Source organism: Agrobacterium sp. 10T429, from assembly GCF_056393925.1.
In genome coordinates, this window is the sequence record NZ_JBFTGV010000012.1 from 84,184 (window position 1) to 108,299 (window position 24,116).

At 58.6% G+C, this 24,116-nt stretch carries 23 protein-coding genes and 1 pseudogene; 12 read left to right on the plus strand and 12 right to left on the minus strand.

From position 1 onward, the window contains the following. Positions 1 to 65: 65 nt before the first annotated feature. A pseudogene (locus AC1DCP_RS22595) lies at positions 66 to 640 on the minus strand (isochorismatase family protein). Between the two features lie 138 nt (positions 641 to 778). On the opposite strand from AC1DCP_RS22595, the gene AC1DCP_RS22600 reads away from it, so the two are divergent. Further along, the gene (locus AC1DCP_RS22600) at positions 779 to 1,660 is read left to right on the plus strand and encodes a LysR family transcriptional regulator (RefSeq protein ID WP_013637529.1); all 882 of its coding nucleotides are present in this window, start codon (positions 779 to 781) and stop codon (positions 1,658 to 1,660) included. A 13-nt stretch (positions 1,661 to 1,673) separates the two neighbouring features. Here the strand turns inward: AC1DCP_RS22600 and AC1DCP_RS22605 are convergent, their stop codons facing one another. Further along, positions 1,674 to 2,003 (minus strand): winged helix-turn-helix transcriptional regulator, encoded by a 330-nt coding sequence (locus AC1DCP_RS22605; RefSeq protein ID WP_003517048.1) that lies wholly within the window; start codon positions 2,001 to 2,003, stop codon positions 1,674 to 1,676. A gap of 108 nt (positions 2,004 to 2,111) precedes the next feature. Between AC1DCP_RS22605 and AC1DCP_RS22610 the strand changes: the two genes are divergently transcribed. Continuing rightward, entirely contained in the window at positions 2,112 to 3,098 is a 987-nt protein-coding gene (locus tag AC1DCP_RS22610) for an NADPH:quinone reductase (protein ID WP_013637530.1), read from the plus strand. Between the two features lie 19 nt (positions 3,099 to 3,117). Here AC1DCP_RS22610 and AC1DCP_RS22615 read toward each other — a convergent pair whose 3' ends face one another. The 7 genes from AC1DCP_RS22615 to AC1DCP_RS22645 all read right to left on the minus strand — a co-directional run bounded on the left by AC1DCP_RS22615 (position 3,118) and on the right by AC1DCP_RS22645 (position 9,965). Beyond that, the gene (locus AC1DCP_RS22615; protein ID WP_003517041.1) at positions 3,118 to 4,008 is read right to left on the minus strand and encodes a LysR family transcriptional regulator; all 891 of its coding nucleotides are present in this window, start codon (positions 4,006 to 4,008) and stop codon (positions 3,118 to 3,120) included. A 77-nt stretch (positions 4,009 to 4,085) separates the two neighbouring features. After that, complete coding sequence (locus AC1DCP_RS22620; protein ID WP_065687678.1) at positions 4,086 to 4,361, minus strand: hypothetical protein; 276 nt, start codon at positions 4,359 to 4,361, stop codon at positions 4,086 to 4,088. A 61-nt stretch (positions 4,362 to 4,422) separates the two neighbouring features. Further along, complete coding sequence (locus AC1DCP_RS22625) at positions 4,423 to 4,887, minus strand: nuclear transport factor 2 family protein (RefSeq protein ID WP_003517037.1); 465 nt, start codon at positions 4,885 to 4,887, stop codon at positions 4,423 to 4,425. A gap of 68 nt (positions 4,888 to 4,955) precedes the next feature. Next, complete coding sequence (locus AC1DCP_RS22630) at positions 4,956 to 5,504, minus strand: carboxymuconolactone decarboxylase family protein (protein WP_025591651.1); 549 nt, start codon at positions 5,502 to 5,504, stop codon at positions 4,956 to 4,958. 123 nt (positions 5,505 to 5,627) lie between these two features. Then, positions 5,628 to 7,688: a 2Fe-2S iron-sulfur cluster-binding protein gene (locus AC1DCP_RS22635; RefSeq protein WP_065687676.1), complete on the minus strand. Its 2,061-nt coding sequence runs from the start codon at positions 7,686 to 7,688 to the stop codon at positions 5,628 to 5,630. 54 nt (positions 7,689 to 7,742) lie between these two features. After that, positions 7,743 to 8,354: a glutathione S-transferase family protein gene (locus AC1DCP_RS22640; RefSeq protein WP_065687675.1), complete on the minus strand. Its 612-nt coding sequence runs from the start codon at positions 8,352 to 8,354 to the stop codon at positions 7,743 to 7,745. Positions 8,355 to 8,549: 195 nt separating this feature from the next. Then, on the minus strand, positions 8,550 to 9,965 hold the full coding sequence (locus AC1DCP_RS22645; protein WP_476774647.1) for an aldehyde dehydrogenase family protein: 1,416 nt from the start codon (positions 9,963 to 9,965) through the stop codon (positions 8,550 to 8,552). Between the two features lie 98 nt (positions 9,966 to 10,063). On the opposite strand from AC1DCP_RS22645, the gene AC1DCP_RS22650 reads away from it, so the two are divergent. The 3 genes from AC1DCP_RS22650 to AC1DCP_RS22660 all read left to right on the plus strand — a co-directional run bounded on the left by AC1DCP_RS22650 (position 10,064) and on the right by AC1DCP_RS22660 (position 13,623). Beyond that, the gene (locus tag AC1DCP_RS22650; protein WP_013637534.1) at positions 10,064 to 10,963 is read left to right on the plus strand and encodes a LysR family transcriptional regulator; all 900 of its coding nucleotides are present in this window, start codon (positions 10,064 to 10,066) and stop codon (positions 10,961 to 10,963) included. Between the two features lie 350 nt (positions 10,964 to 11,313). After that, positions 11,314 to 12,681, plus strand: coding sequence for an enoyl ACP reductase FabMG family protein (locus AC1DCP_RS22655; RefSeq protein ID WP_065687674.1), 1,368 nt, complete (start codon positions 11,314 to 11,316; stop codon positions 12,679 to 12,681). A 318-nt stretch (positions 12,682 to 12,999) separates the two neighbouring features. Continuing rightward, entirely contained in the window at positions 13,000 to 13,623 is a 624-nt protein-coding gene (locus AC1DCP_RS22660) for a pyridoxamine 5'-phosphate oxidase family protein (RefSeq protein WP_476774648.1), read from the plus strand. A 392-nt stretch (positions 13,624 to 14,015) separates the two neighbouring features. On the opposite strand, the gene AC1DCP_RS22665 is transcribed toward AC1DCP_RS22660, so the two are convergent. From AC1DCP_RS22665 to AC1DCP_RS22675, 3 genes are all read right to left on the minus strand, one after another. After that, positions 14,016 to 14,375 carry a hypothetical protein gene (locus AC1DCP_RS22665; RefSeq protein ID WP_236736209.1) on the minus strand — a complete coding sequence of 120 codons (360 nt, stop codon included), beginning with the start codon at positions 14,373 to 14,375 and terminating at the stop codon, positions 14,016 to 14,018. 94 nt (positions 14,376 to 14,469) lie between these two features. Further along, entirely contained in the window at positions 14,470 to 15,093 is a 624-nt protein-coding gene (locus AC1DCP_RS22670; RefSeq protein ID WP_035200805.1) for a hypothetical protein, read from the minus strand. A 295-nt stretch (positions 15,094 to 15,388) separates the two neighbouring features. Continuing rightward, the gene (locus AC1DCP_RS22675) at positions 15,389 to 16,117 is read right to left on the minus strand and encodes a DeoR/GlpR family DNA-binding transcription regulator (RefSeq protein ID WP_013637539.1); all 729 of its coding nucleotides are present in this window, start codon (positions 16,115 to 16,117) and stop codon (positions 15,389 to 15,391) included. A gap of 338 nt (positions 16,118 to 16,455) precedes the next feature. Here AC1DCP_RS22675 and AC1DCP_RS22680 point away from each other — a divergent pair, with 338 nt between their 5' ends. From AC1DCP_RS22680 to deoC, 7 genes are all read left to right on the plus strand, one after another. After that, positions 16,456 to 17,502, plus strand: a complete 1,047-nt coding sequence (locus AC1DCP_RS22680; RefSeq protein ID WP_003517012.1) for an autoinducer 2 ABC transporter substrate-binding protein — start codon at positions 16,456 to 16,458, stop codon at positions 17,500 to 17,502. Between the two features lie 71 nt (positions 17,503 to 17,573). Continuing rightward, positions 17,574 to 19,073, plus strand: a complete 1,500-nt coding sequence (locus AC1DCP_RS22685; protein ID WP_003517010.1) for a sugar ABC transporter ATP-binding protein — start codon at positions 17,574 to 17,576, stop codon at positions 19,071 to 19,073. Between the two features lie 13 nt (positions 19,074 to 19,086). Then, entirely contained in the window at positions 19,087 to 20,064 is a 978-nt protein-coding gene (locus tag AC1DCP_RS22690) for an ABC transporter permease (RefSeq protein ID WP_065687672.1), read from the plus strand. A gap of 14 nt (positions 20,065 to 20,078) precedes the next feature. Then, positions 20,079 to 21,077: an ABC transporter permease gene (locus AC1DCP_RS22695; RefSeq protein WP_013637542.1), complete on the plus strand. Its 999-nt coding sequence runs from the start codon at positions 20,079 to 20,081 to the stop codon at positions 21,075 to 21,077. 4 nt (positions 21,078 to 21,081) lie between these two features. Beyond that, positions 21,082 to 22,164: an aldose 1-epimerase family protein gene (locus tag AC1DCP_RS22700; RefSeq protein WP_013637543.1), complete on the plus strand. Its 1,083-nt coding sequence runs from the start codon at positions 21,082 to 21,084 to the stop codon at positions 22,162 to 22,164. A 25-nt stretch (positions 22,165 to 22,189) separates the two neighbouring features. Next, entirely contained in the window at positions 22,190 to 23,128 is a 939-nt protein-coding gene (gene rbsK, locus AC1DCP_RS22705) for a ribokinase (RefSeq protein WP_013637544.1), read from the plus strand. Between the two features lie 19 nt (positions 23,129 to 23,147). Beyond that, positions 23,148 to 24,107 (plus strand): deoxyribose-phosphate aldolase, encoded by a 960-nt coding sequence (deoC, locus tag AC1DCP_RS22710; protein ID WP_025591671.1) that lies wholly within the window; start codon positions 23,148 to 23,150, stop codon positions 24,105 to 24,107. The last annotated feature ends 9 nt before the right edge of the window (positions 24,108 to 24,116 follow it).

Genomic DNA, 24,116 nt, shown 5'->3' on the forward strand with positions numbered 1-24,116 from the left:
GACTGTTTCCTTCGATCTCGGGCGCGGGCGACAATCGCCCGCGCCGAACGCAGCGACTTGCGCTGTCAGTGGTAGTTCAGGATACCGACGAGCTTCTGGCCGAGCGGCCTCGTCCAGTCGACGGCGAGTTCCGAGATGATCTGGTCGACAGTGGTGATAATTGCGCCTGCCTTTTCCATGCGCCTCAGGGCGATATCGTCGCCGTATTTGGTGTAAGAGGCGGATGCGTCCGCCGAGACCTGCACCTCGTAACCTTCGTCAAGCATCTGGAGGACCGGAAAGGTGACGCAGATTTCCGTGTCACGCCTGCGACGAACAGCTTGTTGCGGCCGATCGCCTTGACGGCCTGGTTGAAGCCGTCGTGGTGCATGGCGTTGACGATACCCGGCCGCTTGATGCGGGCTTCGAACGCCTCGGGCAGGATTTCCTTGAGTTCCGGAATCAGCGGCCCCTGGATTTGTTCTTCCATGCTGGACGTCAGGATGGTCGGGATGTTGGCGGCTTTGGCGATCCGGGCGAGCTTGAGTGCGTTCTGCTTGACTAGGTTGATGTCGTGGGAGTGGGTCCAGGCCATCGTGCCGATCTGATGGTCGATCAGCAGCATGGCGGAATTCTCGGGAGTAAAGACGTCCTTATGCATTGTCGTATTCCTTTTTGCGTTGTCGGCGGCTGTCGGGTTGGATTTAGGTCCGCTCGATGAGTGGAATTTAGCGTTGCGATAGACGGCACGGTAGCTCTAGGATGAGCCACTCTGTGGAACGGAAAATGGAACGCAATAATGGTCAGCTTCGAAGATATGCAGACTTTCGTTGAGGTCGCCGATGGCGGCGGGATCACGGTTGCGGCGCGACGTCTCGGATTGCCGAAATCCATCGTCAGCCGTCGCCTCGTTCGTCTAGAGAGCGAGCTGGGCGTCCAGCTCCTCGCCCGGACCACACGAGGTGCATCGCTGACGGAGGCTGGAGCGTCGTTTCGCGAGCATGCCGCGCGCATGTGCCTGGAAATGGAGGTTGCGCGCGAGGAGATTGCGCCGACCGGGGAGCTTCGGGGACGGCTGCGCGTCGCCGTTCCGTCATCCTTCGGTCCGCGGCATTTTGCGCCAGCGCTCGCCGAACTGGCCCGCCAGCATCCGCTCTTGCAGCTCCATGCGCACTACAGCGACCGTTACGTCGATCTGGTGGCGGAAGGCTTTGATTGCGGGATACGTGTCGGTTATCTGCAGGACTCGAACCTGACGGCGAGGAAGATCGGTGCATTCGCGGCTGGATTGTTTGCCAACCCCGAATACCTCCGGAAGCATGGCGTCCCGCGAAAGCCTTCCGATCTGCTTGACCATCAGGCGATCCTGCAGGGCACCGAGAGCTGGAAGGTGTCCGATGGCAGCCGAACCATCGTCATCAATGCGCAGGGAAGGTTCAAGGCGGATAGTGCCCTTGGCATTGCCGAAGGGACGGCAGCCGGACTGGGCATCGCTGCACTGCCGGTTGTGATCGCCGAAAGCTATGTTGCCGCAGGGACCCTTGTGCCGATTATGTCGGACTACGGCCTGCCGGAGATCGGCGTTTACATCGTGCGTCCGCCAGGATCGCACGTGTCCCGGAAGGTCAGAGTGCTAATCGACTTCTTCGTGCAGCGCTTCGCGGCAAAGCCCGGTCCCTGACGCGGATGACCGGTCATGCCTTCGTGGATTGACAGCGACCTTGGAAGGAAACTCCCCAGTCGCGCATCGCCATCAGCACGGGGGCCAGCGTTTTTCCGAATTCGGTGAGGGAATATTCGACGCGCGGAGGGACCTCGGCGAAGACCTCGCGGCTCACGATCCCGTCGGCCTCGAGTTCGCGGAGCTGCATCGTGAGCGAGCGCTGGCTCGGATCGCCGACCAGGCGGCGCAGCTCTCCAAACCGGTACGGACCGTCGAGTAGACGATAGATGATCATCGGCTTCCACTTGCCGCCCGTGACATCGACGGTAACTTCTACCGGGCATTTTGGGCCAACAGCCATTCAGTTCTCCATTAGTGTACTTTTTATTCCTATAGGCAAAACTGTTGCCTACTTGCAAGTTTGCCTGTGTCACGCCCAGATGGAAGCCACATTTAGGAGAGGTGTGTTATGCGAGCTGCGTTCTACGAACGGCAAGGAACTGCGAGAGAAGTATTGACCGTTGGAGAGCTTCCCGATCCCCAGCCCGGGGCGGGGGAAGTCCGGGTCAGGATCGTGGTCTCGGGCATCAATCCTTCGGACATCAAGACGCGTGTCGGCTTCGGCGGTAAGGCCATGCCATTTCCCAGAATCGTTCCGCATCAGGACGGGTCGGGCGTCATCGACAGTGTCGGCCCCGGCGTGTCGCAGGAACGTATAGGCGAGCGGGTGTGGGTCTACATGGCCCAGACGGGGAGGGCGTTCGGGACGGCTGCGGAATTCGTCGTGGTGCCGTCGAGGCAGGCAGTCAGGCTGGCCGACAACGTCCCCTTCGGGGTCGGTGCGTCGTTCGGCGTCCCCGCGATGACGGCGCATCGATGCCTGTTTGCCGATACAAACCTGCGAGGTAAGCGGGTTCTCGTGCACGGTGGCGCCGGTGCGGTCGGTAACGCCGCCATTCTTCTTGCAAAGTGGGCAGGGGCGTGGGTGGCGGCAACGGTGAGCCGCGACGAACAGGCAGACGTTGCCCGCGCAGCCGGAGCCGATCTCGTCGTCAACAGGCATGCCGGTGATGTTGCTGTGAAAATAAGGTCGGCGACCGATGGTCACGGCGTCGACCGTATTGTCGACGTGGACATCTCCGCCAACATCGACACGGCAATCGCCTGCCTTGCGCGTGACGGGGGCGTGTCGGCTTACTCCACGGGATCGCCGCAAGCCAGGCTCTCGATCCCGTTCTTTCCGGCGCTCGTTGGTGGCTTTTCTTTCCGTTTCGTCTACGTCTATACGATGCCGGAAACAGCGATGCGCGATGCTGTCGAGGAAGTCTCGGCCTGCGCGGCTTCGGGAGCCTACGTTCCCAAGATCGCCGTAACGCTCGGGCTTGATCAGATTGCCGAGGCCCATGAACTGCAGGAAAGCGGCAAGGCCATTGGCAAGATTCTGATTGGTTTTTGATCTGCCCGCTGCGCCCGGATCAGTTCAGGAGACGGTTCTCACGCAGGCGGGCAACTGCCATGTCAACGAAAGCCCGCACCTTTGCGGGTGCATTCCGACCCTCTGGATGCATGATGTGGATAGGCAGGGGCGGCTCTTCAAACTCGCTGAGCACGATCTGAAGGTCGCCCGCCATAAGGTCAGGGCCTATCTGGTAGTTCAGCACGCGCGTCAGTCCCCAGCCCTCGCGTGCGGAGGTTATGGCCGCTTCGTTGGTGTTGCACTGAAGAGCAGCGTCTATCGTCACGCGGAAATCGTCGGAAAAGCGCCATTCAGGGGAGGCCCAGGCGCTGGTGGACGCCGCGATGCGATGATCCCTGAGGTCGGATGGCGTTGTCGGAATGCCATGTCGGTCAAAGTATGCCGGTGAACCACACACGACACGCCTGACGCTCCCGACCTTTATGGCGGAGAGGCCGGAGTCGGGGAGGTGACCAATGCGGACAGCGACATCGATGCCTTCATCGACAATATTGACAGGCCGGTCGATAAACAGGGTTCGCGCCTTCATGGTTGGAAATGCGTCCAGAAAGCCCGTCACGACGGGCAGCACATACATCTGCCCGAACATGACCGAAGCAGTTACGGACAGGGTGCCTGTCGGTGTAGCGTAGGAGCCTCCCGCTGCCGCCTCTGCTTCAGCAATGTCTGACAAAATCTTGCGGCAGTCCTCGAAATACCGGGCACCCGCCTCGGTCATTTTTACCGAACGGGTCGTTCGCACGAACAGGCGTGCTCCGATGATATCTTCCAGGGCTGCAACAGACCGTGTGACGGCAGGAGCACTCATGTGCATCTGGCGGGCGGTATCTGCGAAACTTTCGGTCTCCGCTACTTTCACGAAAATCCGCATTGCCTGCCAACGATCCATCCGGTCCCCCATGCCCTCGATACGGTGTCCATAGTAGAATCCTGGACGACAAGACCGCAAGCCGTCCGCGGCATGGATTAGCTGCCAGCGACCTGTCGGTTGGCAGCAGCAAGGTGCTCGATTTCGACGCAGCTTCGCTCACAAAGGCCAGCGGCGCTTGCACGTGCACGTGTGTGCTCATTGATCGCGAGCGCAAACGCTATGGCCCTCGCTATTTTCAGATCGAAGCTCAGGCCACGGCGTGCCAGATCGATTTCCGCACCCGTCAGCCCAAGCGCACGGCTATCGTCTTCCTGCTTGCGCTTCCGCGACAGGTCGCCGCTCGATGCGGTAAGAGCGAGTTCAACGGACACTCGAACTCGCTCGTTGAGTTTGAACGACGGCATTGACGAGGCCAACGGACCGACGCCCGGCTCAAAAGCCGAAGTCGCTGAGACCGGGATGGTCGTCAGGCCTTCGGCCGAGCGGCCAGTGAAACCTGCGGTCGGCTTCAGCGATCGGGTGTTCGTTGATGCTGGCGTGACGCGCCCGCATCAGGCCGTCTTCGGCAAACTCCCAATTCTCGTTCCCGTAGGCCCGGAACCACTGGCCGCTGTCATCATGATATTCGTAGGCGTAGCGCACCGCGATCCTGTTGCCCGTGAATGCCCAGAGTTCCTTGATCAGGCGGTAGTCGAGTTCCCTGTTCCACTTGCGGCCCAGAAAGGCCTCGGCTTCATCGCGGCTCGTTACGAATTCGGCACGGTTGCGCCAGCGAGTATCCACCGTGTAGGCGAGCGCTACCCTGGCAGGATCGCGGCTGTTCCAGCCATCTTCCGCAAGGCGGACCTTTTCGATGGCGCTCTGTTCAGTGAAAGGGGGAAGCGGGGGACGGGACATTGTGATGGCTCCAGGTTTCGTAAGGGGGAGGGAAGGATGACGGCTCTCGTGTCACCCCGTCCTGAATGTCATGCCGCAAGACGATCGATACGCGGGAAATCGATCTCGGTATCGAGGGCTTCGTTGACGTAGTTTGTAAAGGTATTGAGCGCGACATGCGCAATGATCTCGACGATTTCCGCGTCGCTGTAGCCGGCGTCCCGAACTTTTACGATTTCCCCTGGTGCCACCGAGCCACGCGCGGTCGTCAGGGCGCGGGCGAATTCGACGGCTGCCGCAGCCTTGGCGTCGTTCGATGTTCCGCGGCGGTTCGAAGCGATCTCCGCTTCATCGAGCTTGGCGAACTTCGCTCCGGTGAAGGTGTGCGCCGAAAGGCAGTAGTCACAACCGTTGGCTTCGGCCATAGCCAGGGCGATCCTTTCCCGAGTGGCGGGTGCAAGCTTGCCCTTGCCGAGCGCACCCTGCAACGAGGCGAGGCCGTTGAGGGCGGCTGGGCTGTTGGACACGAGGCGGAAGATATTCGGCACGGAGCCGATCTGCTTCTGGATGGTCTCCAGGATCGGCCGTGAGGCTTCGGGCGCCTCCTCAATCGTGGCGGGGGTAGGAATGCGTGACATGGTATTCTCCTTTAATGGTTTTGAGAGACGTGGCTCTCTGATCCTCAAGATGATTGGTAACCGGTTGTTGTTGAACGTCGAAAAGCAGGAAGTGACTGTTGCGTCAGGCGTAGTAATGTTGGTTTAGACGGCGATCTGGATGCCGCCTTCCTGGCTCGCTGGAATGGCACAGCAAAGGAGGATCTCGTCATCGTCAACCTTCGCTGTCGGCTCCTTCAGGTACGTCACAGCGCCTTTGACGAGTTTTGTTTTGCACGTACCGCAATTGCCTTCGCGGCAACTGAACTCGGGCTGAAGACCGCGTGCTTCTGCAAGTTCCAGCAGCGTTCCGGAGCCGGGTGCCCAGCGGGCCTCCTTCAGCGAGTTCGTGAATATGACAGGCACCGGCTTGTCGGATGGCAGCGCACGCAAAGGGGCGGCCCTGGCATCTTTGGCCTCTACAGACCGAACCAGCGACGAGGGTCCGAACGCTTCCGCGTGGATACGATCGTCTGCGATGTTGTAGCCGCGTAAACCGTCATAGAGCGCCTGCGTAAACTGCGGCGGACCACACAGATAGAAGTCGTAGTCGTTGAACGGCAGATGCTTGGTGAGCATAGCCATGTCGATACGGCCGGCAGTATCGTAGTCGGAGCCCTCTGTGGCATCGCCGATGTCGCTGAGAACTCGCACTAACCGGACCACGCCCTTGGCCGCAGCCACGAGTTCGGCAATCTCCTTGTCGAAAGGTCGCTCGGCTTTCGTGCGGGCAGCGTGGAACAACGTGATCGGCCGGATTCGCTGTTTGCGAATTCCCTCGTAGACGACATGACGGAGCATGGCGAGCAGCGGCGTGATGCCGACACCACCGGCAAGGAGCACTGCAGGGCGCGTGGCACGGGCGTCAACACCGAACTCCCCTGCGGGGGGCCGCGCCTCAATCACGTCGCCAACGGAGATGCTGTCGTGCAGAAACTGCGACACGAGCCCATCGCGTTTGACACTGATGCGGTAGATGCCATCGGACGGTGCGACAGACAGGGTGTAGGTCCTGACAACAGGCCGCTCGCTTCCCGGCAGCACCAGCCGGATCGGGAGGTGCTGCCCGGCAGCATGCGGCAGCAACCCCGCGCCGTCGCTTGGCTGGAGATGGATCGAGCGGATCGTCGTGCTTTCCTCGACGATCCTGGTGACCGTCATCGACCGCCATGTGTCTGAAAGTCCGGTGGCACGCATCCGGTCTGCTGCCTGCGCCCAGTTCCCGGTCATCAGAGAATTCGGCGACCATCCATCCTTCTGGAATGCCCAGCGGAGTGCGAGTGCATTCGGTCTCCGGACGATCCGGGTTGGCCTGAACGTCCAGAGCCGTTCCGCGCCCTGGAAGGCCGCAATCTCGGGTGATTCCAGGATGACGTCGGCTTCGCCTGTCATCTGCAGCACATCGCCCGTCGCGAAGTCTACGAAGAGCAGACCTGCTTTCTTGTTCAGCAGAATATTCCCCAGTGTCGAGAAGAAAAGGTTTCCGTCGAAATCGGGAATTGTGAGAACGTCATCATCGCCAACGCGGACGAAGCCGGCATTCCCGCCGCGATGCGAAACGTCAACCTGGCGCCTGTCTTCGCGGTCGACATAGGAGGCAACGAAGAACGCGTCCGCAGTCTTGATCGTGGAGCGAGCAAGGTCGTCAAGCTCGGACAGGTCTTCACGCTGGTTCTGGCTTGGTTGGCCGGGTGCCCTCTCGAATTGGAAATCCCGCAATTGTATGTAGCGCGGGCAGTTGCCGAAGCTCTGATCCACATCGATCCGATAACCGTTCGCTGCGGTGGAGACAAAGCCGTTCATGCGATTGCGGCGACGCGTGTGCATCTCGATGCCGAGCAGGCCGATCGGTTTGCCGTCCGCCATTCCTTCGCTGGCGGGGTCGCTTGGCTCCAAGGTAGAGCGGATATCGAGCGTGGTCGGCGTAGGAGAGGACATGAAGCCGGGTCGGCCCTCGACAAAAGTGGCCCATGCGTCATCGTGGCCATCCACACTGCCAAGGACGATGAACGGGAGCTGGGCATAGAAGTCCCGATGCTGATCCGGCATGAAATCGCGAACGACCCGCTGGCCGACGACCTCCATACGCTCGGCGACACCGACTTTTTCCTGGATGAACTTCTCGCCTTCGTGCCATGTCGGCAGTTTTGTCAAAGTGTCGGTCATGTCAGCTCTCCTAAGAAGGGATCGGGCACGCTTCGGCGCGCACCCGAATGCGGATCAGGCGGCAAGGCCAACCGGAGTCCCGATAAAGTCCACGAAGCCCGGAAGCGCTTCGATACGACGAAGCAGCCTGTTGACCGCAGGATAAGTGGAGAGATCCACGTTGCCTTCAGGGGCGCGGGCCACGTAGCTGTAGATTGCGACGTCAGCGATCGTCGGGCGTTCGCCAACCAGCCATTCTCGGTCGGAAAGCTGAGTTTCGAGTTTTCCAAGGACCGCATGGGCGCGACTAATGACTTCTTCCGGATTGAACTTGGCACCAAAGACGGTGACCAGGCGGGCCGCCGCCGGACCATAAGCGATCTCACCGGCAGCTACCGACAACCAGCGTTGGACCGCTGCGGCGCTCTTCAGGTCATCGGGCAGCCAGTCCGTCCGTCCGGTTTTCTTGGCAAGGTAGACCAGGATCGCGTTGGAATCCGATACGTATTCGCCGTCGTCGTCGAGAACCGGAACCTGGCCAAACGGGTTCATCTTGAGGAAATCGGGCGTCTTGTGCGCGCCGGACATGAGGTCCACCTCAACCAGCTCATGCGGCAGGTTGATCAGTGAAAGGAACAGACGGGCCCGATGCGAGTGGCCCGACAAAGGATGATGATAGAGTTTCATTGTGCGCTCCTGCGAGTATCGTTCGGGTCAATTCCCGATCCGCACCTGCAGATTGCTATTATTACGTGGTGATGAGAACGATCGCGCTTCACACTTCATCATTACGCCAGGTGCAACAATGGCCGCCCAACAGGGTTCGCTCGACGGTATGTGGCATCAGGCCACGCAGCTAAAAAGTTGCGTGGCCTTTAAATGTCACGACAGTACGGCACGGGGTTCGAGAAAGGCCTCGAGCCCAAAGACGCCGAATTCCCGCCCGAAGCCGGATTGCTTGAATCCGCCGAATGGTACCATTGGGTCATGCGGCGCATCGTTGATGAACACGCGGCCTGCCTCGATCTGGTTTGCGACGCGTTTTGCCCGCGCGACGTCGGAAGAAAAGACGTGCGCCTGCAGGCCGTAATCGGTGTCGTTCGCGATCGTGATGGCGTCTTCCTCGTCGCGGTAGGAGATCAGCGATAGCACGGGGCCGAATATCTCCTCGCGCGCGATGCGCATGTCGTTGCGGACGCCGGTAAAGATGGTGGGCTTGACGAACCAGCCGCGCTGCAGCCCTTCCGGACGACCTTCGCCGCCTGCCAGCAGTCTGGCGCCTTCCTCCTGTCCCAGGCGAATATAGCTTTGCACGCGATCCCACTGCTTCTGGCTGACCATCGGACCAACCTGAACCTGTTCGTCGGCCGGTTCTCCCGACCTGAAGTCTTTGATGGTGTGGCTTAGCCGTTCCTCGATTTCACCGAACCTGCTTTCTGGAGCAAGAATGCGGGTTCCGGCAATGCAGGCCTGACCGCTGTTGCGGAACCCTGCCACCAGCACCTGCGGGATGGCGACCTCAAGATCGGCATCGTCCAGAATGATGCTGGGGCTTTTGCCGCCAAGTTCCATTGTGACGCGCTTCATAGTGGCCGCGGCCGCCTGAACAATGCCGCGACCTGTGGCAGTGGAACCGGTGAAGGTGATCTTGGACACGTCGCGGTGAGCCGTCAGTGCCGCACCAACGACGCCTCCATACCCGGTGACGATATTGAAAATGCCATCGGGAAGACCGGCCGCGTGCAGACATTCAGTGATCACCTGCGTCTGCTGGGCGCTCATCTCCGAAGGTTTGATCACCATCGTTGCTCCGGCTGCAATGGCGGCGGAGAGCTTGCCGCAGATAAAACTGTAATTGCTGTTCCAGGGCGTGATCGCCACGGCAACACCCGACGGTCGCATCTCGACATCGGCGCTGCCCATGCGGCGTTGGAACTCGTAGTCCTTCAGCGTTCTTGCCATGTCGAGAAAGACGCTACCTGCGCGTGACGCTGAAAAGCCGATGAAGCCCGATGGCGCACCGTATTCTTCACGCATGGCGGACGCCAGATCGTCGGTTCGGGCGGACACCGCGGCATGCAGCCGGTTCAGCATGTCGATCCGCTCTTTTCTGGTCGTATTCGAAAAGGCTGGGAAAGCGCGTTTGGCGGCAGCAACTGCGCGGTCGGCGTCCCGCTCATCTGCGAGCCGCACGCTGCCGATCTGGTCCTCGGTTGCCGGATTGAAAAGCGGCGCCCATTGATCGCCGTGCGGCGTGACAAACGCCCCGTTGATATAGATCCGATCGATGATGTGCATGTTTCTTCTCCTGTGATGGCTTCACAGCAAAAATGGCATGCGGTAAGTGTTGCGTGTAGTAGGACAAAATCGGACAGCCTGATGAACTGGATTGCGCAATGAGGGCAAGCCTGATCGAGCTTGAAGCGGTTGCCGGCGTCGCGCGTCACGGTGGATTCCGGGCTGCCGCGCGCGAACTGGGTATGTCGTCATCGGCTTTGAGCCATGCGATCGCCGCACTTGAGGAGCGCCTTGCCGTCAGGCTTTTCAACCGCACCACGCGTAGCGTGTCCTTGTCTGCAGCCGGTGAGCAATTCCTATCTGAAATCGCACCTGCCCTGCAGACGCTCGAGAAGGCGATCGAAAATGTCGGTGAACATTCAGATCGGCCCTCCGGGAGACTCCGGCTGAATATGGCGCCGGGCGCGGCGCGCATTCTGCTGCAGCCGCTCATCCTCGAGTACAGCCGTCGATACCCGGATGTCGACATCGAGATAGTGACCGAAAATGCGCTCGTGGATGTGATCGGCAAAGGTTTCGATGCGGGCATTCGTCTCGCCGAGGCTATCTCGCCCGACATGGTGGCCGTACCGATCATTCCGAAAATGCGGTCTTTCGTCGTCGGCTCGCCGCGCTACTTCGACGGCCGTTCAAAGCTTGTCGTCCCAGCCGATCTCGCCCGGCACGTCTGTATCCAGATGCGCATGACAAGCGGGAGACTCTATCGCTGGGAGTTTGAGAAGTACGGGGAAACACACTTGATCGATGTCAGCGGCCATCTGACATTTGATGGGTCTGACCTTATTCTGGAGGCCGCTCTTGCCGGATTTGGGCTCGCCTATCTGGGTGAACATGCACTTGCGCCCCATATTGCCTCAGGCGATCTCATTCCTGTTTTGGAAGACTGGTCTCCCGAATATCCGGGACTTAGCCTTTATTTCTCGCAACGGCGACACATGCCAGCCAAACTGCGTGCCTTCATCGAGCTGATCCGAGAGCGTTCGACTGGCGACAATTGATAACGAGGATGCCTATCTTTGTCGTAAGCCTGGTCGTTGGTGCATATTTTGTCGATACCGGTCTTCTTGCAAACTTGCGAGAAGGCAGTCTGAACAGTCTTCGACGCGACAAGATTCGGCGTGGTGCGCCACTGGAGAGGCGCGATGTTTCCAGCGAGCTCTTTTTTGGTATCGGCGCGCCGATCCTCCAGCCTCGGCGTCCCCTGTATTGTAGGGCGAACAGAGACCGACTTCACGTTTTGAAATGAACGGTCACCGAAAATGAGTTCCCATTCCGTGCCAATGCGGTCATGTCTTTGCAAAACTTGCACGAGCCAGTGTTCGATGACAAACTTTAAAGAGTTGACAGCATGGAAAATCCGGTTGCATTGAATCGCCTTTCTGAAAACACGGTCTTCCGTAAAGGCGACGTTTTCGTACTCTTCGGCGAACTGTTCGGCCGCGGATACGCCACCGGCTTGCTCGACGAAGCGAGACGGGCTGGAATGGAGATTGTGGGGATCACCGTCGGGCGGCGTGACGAGAACAACACGCTGCGGCCGCTCGACGCCGATGAACTGTCTTCGGCGGAGGCCCAGCTGGGCGGCAGGATCATCAACATACCTCTTATGGCGGGTTTCGATCGCGATGCGCCCGCAGACGGGCCGACTCCCACCGATCTCCTGGCAAAAATGACGCTTGAGAGCTGGGAGCACGACAAGCTCGACTGGGACTATGTCAGGCAATGCCGCGACATTGCCAATGCGCGTTTTACGGAATCGCTTTCGAAAGTCATGACCGTTCTCGACGGTATGATCGCCGATGGCCGCAATGTTTTCTTCGCCCACACAATGGCAGGCGGCATCCCGAAGGCGAAGGTGTTCCTGGTTATCGCTAATCGGATCTACAAGGGAACCGGAACCCGCCACATGTCCTCGCAGACCCTGCTCGACAGTGACATGGGAAAACTCATCCTGCAGAATTTTGACGACGTCTCCGCAAACACCTTTCGCCATCTCATCGATTTCAGTGCGGCGATCCGCGAGCGCGTTGAAGCTTCAGGCGGTCAAGTGCGATATACGGCCTATGGTTATCACGGATCGGCGGTCCTCATCGACGGAAGTTATCGTTGGCAGACCTACACCAACTACACCCAGGGTTACGCGAAGATGCGGCTCGAAGGCATTGCAGAGGAAGCCTGGGCTAAAGGGATCAAGGCAACAGTTTATAATTGCCCCGAAATCCGGACCAATTCGTCCGATGTGTTCACCGGTATCGAGCTGCCCCTGATACCGCTGCTGCTTGCGTTGAAGAAAGAAAACGGCGGCCAATGGGCAGATGACCAGTGGCAGGCCTGCCAGCAGCTGCTGGTAGATGGCCTAACGATGGAAGACGTCTTCGGCAAGATCGCCGCCATGCAGGCCAGCGATGTCATGCGTCCGTTCTATGACTTTTCGGCATGGCCCATGGCAAACAGCCAGGCGCAGGCTGATCTCACCATCGGCACGTCCAACGAAATCACCCAGATGCATCGGGATAGCAAGGTGATGATCAGCGATCTGTTGAGCAGTCTCGTTGTGACGGCAACAGGGCAGCTAATCTTCGGTGAATCTTCCGAACCCTCCGGTCCAGTTCTGTGGCTCAACCATGACATTGTGGCTCGGCGACTTAACGCGTCCCACGCGCATTCGAAGTCTTCCGCGCCGCTAATGGGATCCGCGCAGCCTGAGATGGCGTGAAGGCTTCCCAGCCTGGCCTGGAGACCGGGTGCTTTAGCCATGAACGATCCAGAACCACATGGGTGGACTGGTCCCTGGTGGTAAGAAACAACTACCCCGATGCCGAGCTTTTTGTTGATCGTCTCTCCCGGGCCTTGGTCGGATCGTCGCTGATCGCGGCGAGATGCGTTGGCAAGTTGCAGGCTAGGGCTTGCAGGACTAACGTCTACGCCAGATCTGAAGGATATAGCAGCGCAAAAAAATCGGGCTTGCTATAAGACAACTTAGGCTCACACCGGGACACAGTGGTGCGAGCCTGCGTTAACAGGGGATTGAGACATGCCATATCATTTCCTTGAAGTCGCCGTGACGCCAAGCGTCAGAGCCGCTCAGTCTGCCATGGGCGTGGACCAGATCTGGTTGGGTAATGATAGCCGTCCCTCCGATACCCTCACAGAAGACGAGATCGCTTTCATCGCCGCACGTGACAGCTTCTATATGGCATCGGTCTCGGAAACGGGCTGGCCCTACGTTCAACATCGTGGAGGCAATGCCGGTTTTCTCAAAGTCGTTGATCAACGAACTCTGGCCTTTGCCGATTATCGCGGTAACCGACAGTACATCAGCACCGGCAATCTGGCTGCCAATGACCGGGCCTGTCTTTTTCTGATGGATTATGCGCGAAGGGCGAGGCTCAAAATCTATGTCCATGTCGATCGGCTGACACTTGATGCCGACCCGACGCTCAACGATTTGGTATCCKACCCCACATATAAAGGCCGTGCGGAGGGGATTTTCAGGCTTCGGCTTGAAGCGTACGACTGGAACTGCCCCCAGCATATTACTCCGCGCTACACCCAACAGCAGGTCGAGCAGGCAGTCGCTCCTCTTCGTGAAAAACTGATGCAATTAGAAACCGAAAACGCAGCCTTGCGAGCACAGTTGGGAGGACTTCAAACATGAATGAAGTTCTACGACCACCATGTCCCCCGTTCAGCGTGGTGGAGAAAGTCCTGCTTGCCGTCTGTTAGGATATCTGGCAGGCGTTCTTGGCCGCTCCTTTGAGTGCGCGCAACACCTGCAGTGATCAGCCTCATGGGGTACTCACGGTCTACCGGAAATAATTGTCAGCTTTCGGGCTTCGAGTTTGCGGTGAGGCCGTCACAACGCTTCCGACCGCCTTGTGTCGATCGCGGTAATTGTGGAAGAACGGCCAAGAATGTTGGCCGAGCCGCTGCCTTGAGGCTTGTGCCAATGCGTATCGGAGCAAGCCATCAGGCAAGCACAAAAAGTGAGAGAAAATGTTCCGTTTTTCAGTGATAGTGGCTGCGTGCTTGAGTATCAGCGGATGCGGACTAACCAAGGTACCTGATTTTGTGCATGATCGCGACGTGAGCAAGCTGGATGCGGTAGGTGTCAGCCTGGAGGCCGCAAGAGCGATGGCGACGCGAAACGGCTTCCGATGCAACCAAAGCCTTGATCGAAACCGCACAGTCGTGGCCAAAGACAACGTCCAACGCAAGACCGATATCCTTGAGTGCCATAAAACCTCCTTTGACCTGGTCTGCCCGCAGCGACGATACGTGGTTTTCAATGCCGATCCGCAGAGCGGCATAGTTTACAGCGTGGGCCGGCGTATAACCCAACATTCCTGTTTCTAAACCGATGAACTTAAAATGCTCCGGCGTTGAACCTGCCGACGAATGTTCTTTCACGGCAAAGATCGCCGCTGGAACATTGACCCTGCCGATGAAATGTCAGGCCAAGTGCTGTGATCGCGCGTGATACCAAGAGTGCTGGCATAAGTGCTTAACGAAGCAGTCCGTCCACGTCGAACTCCTCCCAGCCGCCGAGCTTCGAGGCCGGATCATCGGAAGACGTCGTTGGCCGCTTCGCAACCTTCTTCTTGAGCGACCGCGTCAGCTTCGCCTGATATGCCGCGCGCCGCCTCTTTTCGGCTTTCGCCTCTGCATCCTCCACCCGCCATTCGTCCACAACGCCACGGTCGAGAAGGTCTTCGACCACCTTGGGGTCAAAGACATGGAACGTGATCTGACGGGCGCGGCCATTCAGTCTGACCGTTCGCGTCCCCGCGCTCGGCAGGCGACCGTCGGCAAGCCAACGATGCCGCTCGCTCGTCTTGATAGTCAGGATGTCCTCGATTTCGCGCGGGATTACCGGCAGTGCAGCGGCCTCCGTCACCACTTTTGTGACGATGGTCGCTGCTGCATTGAAGGCGGTCTTTTCACTGGCCGTCATCGCCAGGGTGAGGTCGACTCCTTCGAGCGAGATCAACTTTTTTGCATGAGCGGGCAGCCTTGCCTGTATTTCTTGAAGGACGCCTTTGGCGCGAACGGCCGACCCCATTGTCACGGTAGCCGGCAGGGTCCATGTTCTGATCAGTTCGATGTGATGTTTTTCATGCTTCGGCATGTCGCACAGATGGTGTTTGAGCGCGTTCAAGTCAAACAGCTAATTGATGGCACTCGTTCACTCGGCCAACTCGCTACGAGGCATGGAAGACACGTCTGATGAACATCAGCCGATCTTTCCTCTCCCTTCGTATTGCTGAAATCTTCCATCAGGATACGCAGGAATGGTGTAGCAGCAGGGGCGTTTCTGCCGGCTTTCTGGCCGGACTGCGGTGATGTTCGCCCTGGTGGGGCGAAAGATATCGCTGAGCTCTCTCTCCCGAGGCTTATTTGGGAGCCCTCGTTGTCGGTTTGTCTCAAGCCCAGGGTGAAGGCTGATCTGCAATAACTGAGTTGAAGTCGCCTATGGCAGCGTAGCGCGCGGCTCGCACCTTTCTGAATTTGCTGCTGTCCACCACCAGATGCTTTTGAACCGAGCGTTGCATAACCATCTGCTTGATCGGCACTTCATGAAAATGTGAGCAGGTGACGCCATGCTGTTCGTCCACGCCACCGGCAGACAAAAATGCCTTGTTGATATTGATGCGCTTCAGCACCTCGATACCCTCATCACCCGAAAACGAAGCCGCTTCCGGATGATAGACCCCCCCGAGCATGATCAGGCGGACATCGGTTCTGCTCGCCAGCTCCTCTGCAACATTGAGGGAATAGCAGATGACCGTGACATGGGCGTTTGCCGGAATTTGCCGCGCCAGATGCGGCATCGTCGTTCCGCAATCGATGAATACAGTGTCATATGGTTCGATTAGAGCTGCCGCCTGCGTGCAGGCGCGCGCCTTGGCAGTTGCATGGCTGTCCTTCTCCTGCTCGAGCACATAGTCGCTGCTGATGGCGCCATCCTGAACCGGAATGATGTAGCCGCCAAGACAGCTAAGCCGCTGACCGTCGGCGGCAATGTCGCGGCGAATGGTAATTTCGGATACGCCAAGCCGGGACGCTGCGTCCCGCAGCCTCAGGACACCCGTTTCCTGAACCAGCCCGGCCAGTGCGTCCAACCTGGCATTGTGTGCACTTATTCTGCTCACCTTATCTCCGCTTTCGGTTTGTCCCTGCGCTTCATATTTCGGTGTTAGTTTCCTTGCAATCGCCCCTCTCTACGCTTGACAGAAGAACAACAAACATGAAACGATCGAAACATAATGATCGGATTGTATCATAATAGTTCGCATTATCGGGAGAGGAAGACAACAGGTTTCTGGGTCACATCGTGGTCCATCTACCGGGGCGTGGGAAGCCTTTTCCGGGAGAATGAGGAGGCGTCGGACGCGTGAGGAGCGGATACCGGCGTTAGGGATCGACCATTGTCGGGTGCTGCGACTGGAATAGGTCCGGCACAGTGCAGTTTCAAAGGGAGGAGTTATCCGTGAACAAGATTTTCGCAACCATCGCGCTTGCTGCCACGCTTTCGGCGTCGGCTGTCTTTGCGCAGAGTGCCGTCGATACATCGAAGGTCAACAAGGAATTGATCACCGCGGCGAGTGGCAAGAAATACACCATTGCGACCGTCGTGAAGGTGGATGGCATCGCGTGGTTTGACCGCATGCGCGATGGCGTCGAGCAGTTCAAGGGCGATACCGGAAACGATGTCTGGATGGTTGGCCCAAGTCAGGCCGATGCCGCCGCCCAGGTACAGATTGTTGAAAATCTCATCGCGCAGGGCGTTGACGCCATCGCCATCGTGCCGTTCTCGGTGGAAGCGGTGGAGCCGGTGCTCAAGAAAGCCCGCGATCGCGGCATTGTCGTCATCAGCCATGAGGCTTCCAATATCCAGAACGTCGATTTCGACATCGAAGCCTTCGACAACAAGGCCTATGGCGCGAACCTGATGAAGGAGCTCGGCAAATCCATGGGCGGCAAGGGCAAATATGTCGCCACCGTTGGCAGTCTGACGTCCAAGTCGCAGATGGAATGGATAGATGGCGCCGTCGAGTACCAGAAGGCCAACTTCCCGGAAATGTCGCAGGCGACCGAGCGGCTGGAAACCTATGACGACGCCAATACCGACTACACCAAACTCAAGGAAGCGATGACCGCCTATCCTGATATCACCGGTATTCTCGGCGCGCCGATGCCGACATCGGCAGGCGCGGGTCGCCTGATCGCCGAAGGCGGTCTGTCGGGCAAGGTCTTCTTCTCGGGCACGGGCCTGGTTTCCGTTGCCGGCGAATACATCAAGAACGATAACATCCAGTACATTCAGTTCTGGGATCCGGCCGTTGCCGGTTATGCCATGAACATGCTGGCTGTCGCGGTTCTCGAGAAGAAGAACGAGCAGATCAAGGCCGGCCTGAATATGGGCCTGCCCGGTTACGAAAGCCTGCTGGTTCCTGACGCCTCCAAGCCACATCTGCTCTATGGCGCAGGTTGGGTCGGCGTGACCAAAGAAAACATGGACAAGTACGACTTCTGATCCGAACCACGGAGGGAGGGGCAACCCTCTCTCCTTACACCCCGTGTTTTCCAGCCTTGCACGAGGCCATTATGACTGAAAATCTGATCGAGCTGCGCCATATCGGCAAGCGGTTTGGCGGCGTGAAGGCGCTCGACGACGTGTCGCTGAGCATTCGCCCGGGAGAAATCCATTGCCTTGCCGGTGAAAACGGTTCCGGTAAATCCACCGTCATCAAAATCATGTCCGGGGTTTACACGCCCGAGGACGGCGAGATTCTGATCGACGGGAAGCCTGTTGGCAAACTCGATCCGGTAAAATCCGTTCACCACGGTATTCAGGTGATCTATCAGGATTTTTCGCTGTTCGGTAACCTGACGGTCGCCGAAAACCTGGCGATCAATACATTCTTGATGGAAGGCCGCAAGACGGTCGACTGGCGACAGGTTCGTCAGCTGGCTCAAAAGGCGTTGGACCGCCTCGGCGTGAGCATCGATCTTGATGCGGATGTCGAAAGCCTGCCCACGTCGGGCAAGCAGATCGTGGCGATCGCCCGCGCTCTCATGGCCGATGCGCGCCTGATCATCATGGATGAGCCGACGACGGCGCTAACGCGCCACGAGGTCGATGCCCTGTTCAAGATCGTGCGCGATATTCAGGCGCAGGGCATTGCCGTTCTCTTTGTCAGCCACAAGATGCGCGAGATGCTCGAAATCAGCGAGCGCCTGACCGTTTTCCGCAACGGCAAGAAGGTTGCCGAAGGACCGATTGCCGAATTCGACGAGCCGGCAATCACACGCGCGATGACGGGGCAGGAACTGACCGCCCACAGCTACCAGTGGGCTCCTCGGGAGGGCGCCGACATGCCGGTGCTGGAAGTGCGCAATCTCTCGGTTCCGGGTTCGGTGGAAAATGCCGACCTGACGCTGAGGCCGGGCGAAATCGTCGGTATTTCGGGCTTGATCGGTTCGGGTCGCACCGAACTTGCACTGGCGCTGTTTGGCATGCGCCCTGACTTTACAGGTTCAGTGCGCCTTGCAGGCCGCGAGGTTCACCCGAGGACCGTTCAGGAAGGTATTGCCTGCGGTGTCGCCTATGTGCCGGAGGACCGCCTGACCGAGGGGCTATTCCTGACACAATCGATCGAGCGCAATATCATTGTCACGTCGATTGAGAAATTCGTCCGCGGTCTTTTCATCAATCGTAAAAAGGCCGACGAAACGACCCGCGATATGTTCTCGGCCATGCAGATCGTGGCGCCGGGACCGCACACGCCGGTCAACCATCTGTCCGGCGGCAACGCACAGCGCGTGGTTCTGGCCCGCTGGCTGCTGACGGGCGCCAAAGTGCTGATCCTGAACGGCCCGACCGTCGGTGTCGATGTTGGTTCCAAAGCACAGATTCATAACATCATCCGCAAACTGGCCGAAAAGGAAGGCCTGTCCGTGCTGATGATTTCCGACGATGTCCCGGAACTGGTGCAGAACTGCAATCGCGTGGTGGTTATGCACCGCGGCCGTTTCGTTGATGAATTGTCCGGAGAAGGCATGACCGAAGACGCCGTTAATGACCGGCTCAAGACGCTGAATTGAGGGGCCGCAAAACATGAAATTCTTCAGAAGCACAGAATTTATTATCGCGGGCGTCTTGCTGGCGGCCATGGTCATTATTGGTACTATCAACCCCGCATTCTGGTCGCTGGACAACATTTTCGGGCTGCTGCGTTCCAATGTCGTGATCGGCATTATGGCGCTCGGCGTCCTGCTGGTGATGATTTCCGGCGGTATCGATGTTTCGTTCACGGCCTTTGCCATTGCAGCGATGTATCTGACTGTGCGCGCCATGGTCTATCTGGGTTATGACGGCGTGCTCGTTCCCTTCGTTTCGGCAACGCTGATTGGGCTGGCTCTTGGTGCGTTCAACGGTTTCATTATCCACCGTTTTAGGATGATCCCGCTGATCGTGACGCTTGGAACCGGATCGATCGTGCGTGGTCTGGTTCTAGGCCTCGTCGGCACCAGCATCGTCAACATCAACAAGATGCCAAAGGAACTGATCGGGTTCGGCAAAACCGACGTCATCTCGCTGACGTCGGCCACGGGATCGACTTTCGGCCTGACCGCGATGTTTGTGGTCTATATGGGTCTGGCATTGGTTATCCACCTCGTCCTCACCTACACCATGATCGGGCGCAGTGTTTATGCCTATGGCGGCTCGCCCGAAGCGGCCAAGCGCGTTGGCTTCAATACGGGCGCGACGATCTTCTTTGTCTATTGCGTTGCCGGTGCGCTGGCAGGTTTCTCAGGGCTGCTGCACTCATCGATGATCTGGCTTGCCAACCCGCGTGACTTTGTCGGTCTCGAACTCGACGTGATAGCGGCCGTGGTTCTGGGCGGGGCATCGATCTTTGGCGGACGCGGCACGGTTCTCGGCACGTTGATGGGCGTGTTCATGCTGGTGATGGTCAAAAACTCACTGATCATCATGAAGGTGGACACCACCTGGCAGCGCGTCGTTGTCGGCCTGATCATCATCGTCGCCACCGCCATCACCGCATGGCGCGATCGCAAAAGCATAGCGTAACGGGAGAGCGCATCATGAAAAATTCGTTCGATATGCGCCGGCTTCTCGGCAACGACAACAACATCCTTCAGCTCCTTGTGATCACCGTCATCGTCTTCGCGCTGATGACCTGGATGAACCCCGGCAAGTTCCTGAATTATTACAACTTCGAGTCCATCAGCTATATCATGCCCGAACTGGGGATCCTCTCCATCGCCATGATGATCGCCATGCTGACCGGCGGCATCGATCTTTCCGTGGTGGGGATTGCCAATCTGGCGGGTATCATCGCAGGCGTCTATTTCCATTCCACCATGGTTCAGGCAGGGCAATCCTCTACGTCGGGCATGGTGTTATACACCGGTCTTGGCATCCTGCTCGCCATGGCAGTCGGCTTGCTGGCCGGTTTGGTCAACGGCCTGCTGGTCGCGAAACTGCGCATTACGCCAATCCTTGCGACGCTTGGCACAGGCCAGGTCTTGATGGGACTGGCACTCGTGATGACCGGCGGGCCGGCGATCGTCGGTTTTCCCGATGCATGGAACTGGATCGGTAACGGTAAAATCTTCGGCATCGCGACTCCGTTCCTGCTGTTCGTCGCCGTGTGCATCATCGTGGCTATCCTGCTGACGCGCTCGACGCTTGGCATCAACCTGATGCTGATCGGGACCAATCCGCGGGCCGCAGTGTTTGCCGGCATCCGCAAAGATCGCATGATGCTGTATTCCTACATGCTGACCGGCGTTCTGGCGTCACTGGCGGGGATCATTCTGTCCGGCCGAACCAATGCAGCGAAATCCGACTACGGTGCGTCCTATCTGTTGCAGGCGGTGCTGATCGCGGTACTCGGCGGCACCAATCCCGCAGGCGGAAAGGGGCGGGTTCTTGGCATCGCCATCGCACTGATCGCCCTCATGCTGCTTTCCTCCGGCTTCCAGATGATGCGGTTCTCCAACCACCTTATCGACTTCATCTGGGGGGCATTCCTCATTCTCGTCATCGCCATCAATGCGTGGCGCAACCCCGGCAGGTGATCTCATGCAGGCGACGGAATTTCATCTCCGCAGGCAGGACTTTACAGACGTCCCGCATCTTCTGGCCGCAACCGATGGGCTGAAGGTCACCGCCTTCCGCTATGCCACCGGCATTGAGGCACTGCAATTGGACAACCGCCTCGGCCGGATCGTCATATTGCCTTTCATGGGGCAGATGATCTGGAGCGTGGCGTTCAACGGCGTCGACCTGACCATGGGAAGCCGCTTTGCCATACCACGACCGGCAGGTTCAATCGTCGAGACCTATGGGTGTTTTGCATTCCACAGTGGCATGCTGCGCAATGGTTGCCCGTCGCCGCAGGACAATCACCCCCTGCACGGTGAAATGCCCTGTGCCGCCATGGACAAGGCCGGTTTTGTCGTCGCCCACGACGCGCGCGGCGCCTATGTTCGGGTAACAGGCGAAGTTGAATATGTCATGGGCTTCGGCGCCAATTATCTCGCCCGCCCCAGCGTGACTTTGCACGCTGAAGACACGCTTTTTGACATGGTCATGGATATCCAGAACCTGTCATCAGCGCCCATGGACCTCATGTATATGTGCCATGTGAACTTTGCTTATGCCGAGGGTGCACGCATCGTTCAGCCCGTGCCGTATACGCCGGAGCAGGTGAAGGTGCGCACGGCCGTGCCCGGCCATGTGACGCCAAACCCCGATTATCTTTCCCTGCTGGAGACGCTGGCAAAGCAGCCTTCAGCCATGGAAGTGCTTAACGAGCCGCAACGTTACGACCCCGAACAGGTGTTTTACATTAACGGCCTGCCGACGGACGGCGAGGGGCTTACGCATCTGATGATGCAGCGGCGTGAGGGCGATGGCTTTGCCATCTCCTATCCGCTTGCCGCCTTCCCGAAGACGGTGCGCTGGATCCTGGTCAATGGGGATTCGCAAGTTGCCGCATTTGCCCTGCCGTCGACCTGCGAGCCGGAGGGCTATCTGGCGGAGAAGGCCAAGAACAACGTGCAGAGCCTGGCACCGGGCGAACGCAGGGCGTTTCCGGTACGGCTCGGCTATCTCGATTGCGCTGCCGCCGATCAGTTCGGCGCCAGGATCAGCGCCCTTTGAAACAGGATATCCAGGGAATTTCGGCATGAGCAAGAAAATCGGGGTCGTAGGCTCCAACATGGTCGACCTTATCACCTATGTGAACCGTATGCCCGGACCGGGCGAGACGCTCGAAGCTCCCGCCTTCGAAATGGGTTGCGGCGGCAAGGGCGCCAATCAGGCGGTGGCTGCGGCGCGTCTTGGCGCTGACGTCATGATGGTCACCCGGGTCGGTGAAGATGTCTTCGCCGACAATACCATTCGCAATCTCGAGAGCTTCGGCGTGGATACGCGTCACGTGGTGAAGGTTGCCGGCAAGTCCAGTGGCGTCGCGCCGATTTTCGTCGAGCAGTCTGGCGAGAATTCGATCCTCATCGTCAAGGGCGCCAATGCCGATCTTCTGCCGGCAGAGGTCGACAAGGCGGCCGCCGATCTGAAACAGTGCGGTCTGATCCTCATGCAGATGGAAGTGCCGGTTGAGACAGTCTATCACACCATCGAACTTGCGGCCCAAAACGGTATCGAGACGATCCTCAATCCTGCGCCCGCCGCTGCCAATCTCGATCCGGAGCGTATTCGCCAGGTAACGTTCCTCGTTCCGAACGAGAGCGAGCTGGCATTACTGTCCGGCTTGCCGACCGAGACCGACGAAGCAATCATCACTGCCGCCCGTTCCCTGATCGCACGCGGTATCCGTACCGTCATCGTGACGCTGGGCGGACGTGGCGCGCGCATGATTACGTCAGATGAGATCGTCAATATCGAGCCCGTCAAGGTAACGCCGAAAGACACCACCGGCGCTGGCGACGCCTTTATTGGCTCCTTTGCCCGCTTTTATGCCGAAACGGGAGAGGTCGTGTCCTCACTGAAGAAGGCATCTCTCTATGCGGCGCATTCCATCACCCGTCCCGGAACACAGAAGGCTTATGCCAGCATCGAAGAGTTCGAGGCATTCTGCCGCGAACATGACCATGCCGCAGCCTGACCCCAAGAATGGACAGAAAATGAGCGAAGCATTCCCCAGAAACAACGGCACGGCTCTCAAACCGGAATGGTTTGAAGATGTATCGGTCAATCGCAGTGCCTCTGAACGGCGGGCAGCAACAATCACCACCCGGCGCTCGGTCAAGAAGGAATATCAGGTTGCCTGGCAGATCAAGGCGATTACCTGCATCGATCTGACAACGCTGTCCGGCGACGACACGGCCGGTCGTGTGCGCCGCTTGTGTGCGAAAGCACGACGTCCGGTCAGGGACGACATTCTTGAAGCACTCGGCCTTGCGGACGCCGGCATCACAACCGGTGCCGTCTGCGTCTATCCGACCATGGTGCCCCATGCCGTCAAGGCACTGGAAGGCACGACTATTCCGGTCGCATCGGTGGCGACAGGCTTTCCCTCCGGCCTAACTCCGCTACCGCAGCGGCTGGCAGAAATCCGCTATGCCGTCGAGCAGGGCGCTAAGGAAATCGATATCGTCATTACTCGCGAGTTCGTTCTGACGCAGAACTGGCCAGCACTTTATGATGAGATCGCCGCGATGCGTGAAGCCTGTGGCGACGCCCATATGAAGGCTATCCTGGCGACGGGTGATCTCAATACGCTTACCAATGTCTATCGCGCCTCGATGGTGGCGATGCAGGCGGGTTCGGACTTCATCAAGACCTCGACCGGCAAAGAAGAAGTCAACGCCACTCTGCCGGTCAGTCTGACCATGGTGCGTGCGCTGCGCGACTACGGCGAACTGACTGGCCAGATGGTCGGCTTCAAGCCTGCAGGCGGGTTGAAGACAGCGAAGGACGCGTTGTCATGGCTGACGCTGATGAAGGAGGAGCTGGGCAATCGCTGGTTGGAACCGGACCTGTTCCGCATCGGCGCCAGCTCGATGCTTGGCGATATCGAGCGCCAGCTCGAACATTTCGTAACCGGTCGCTATTCCAGCGCTCACCATCACGCTGCCGCGTAAGGACTGAAA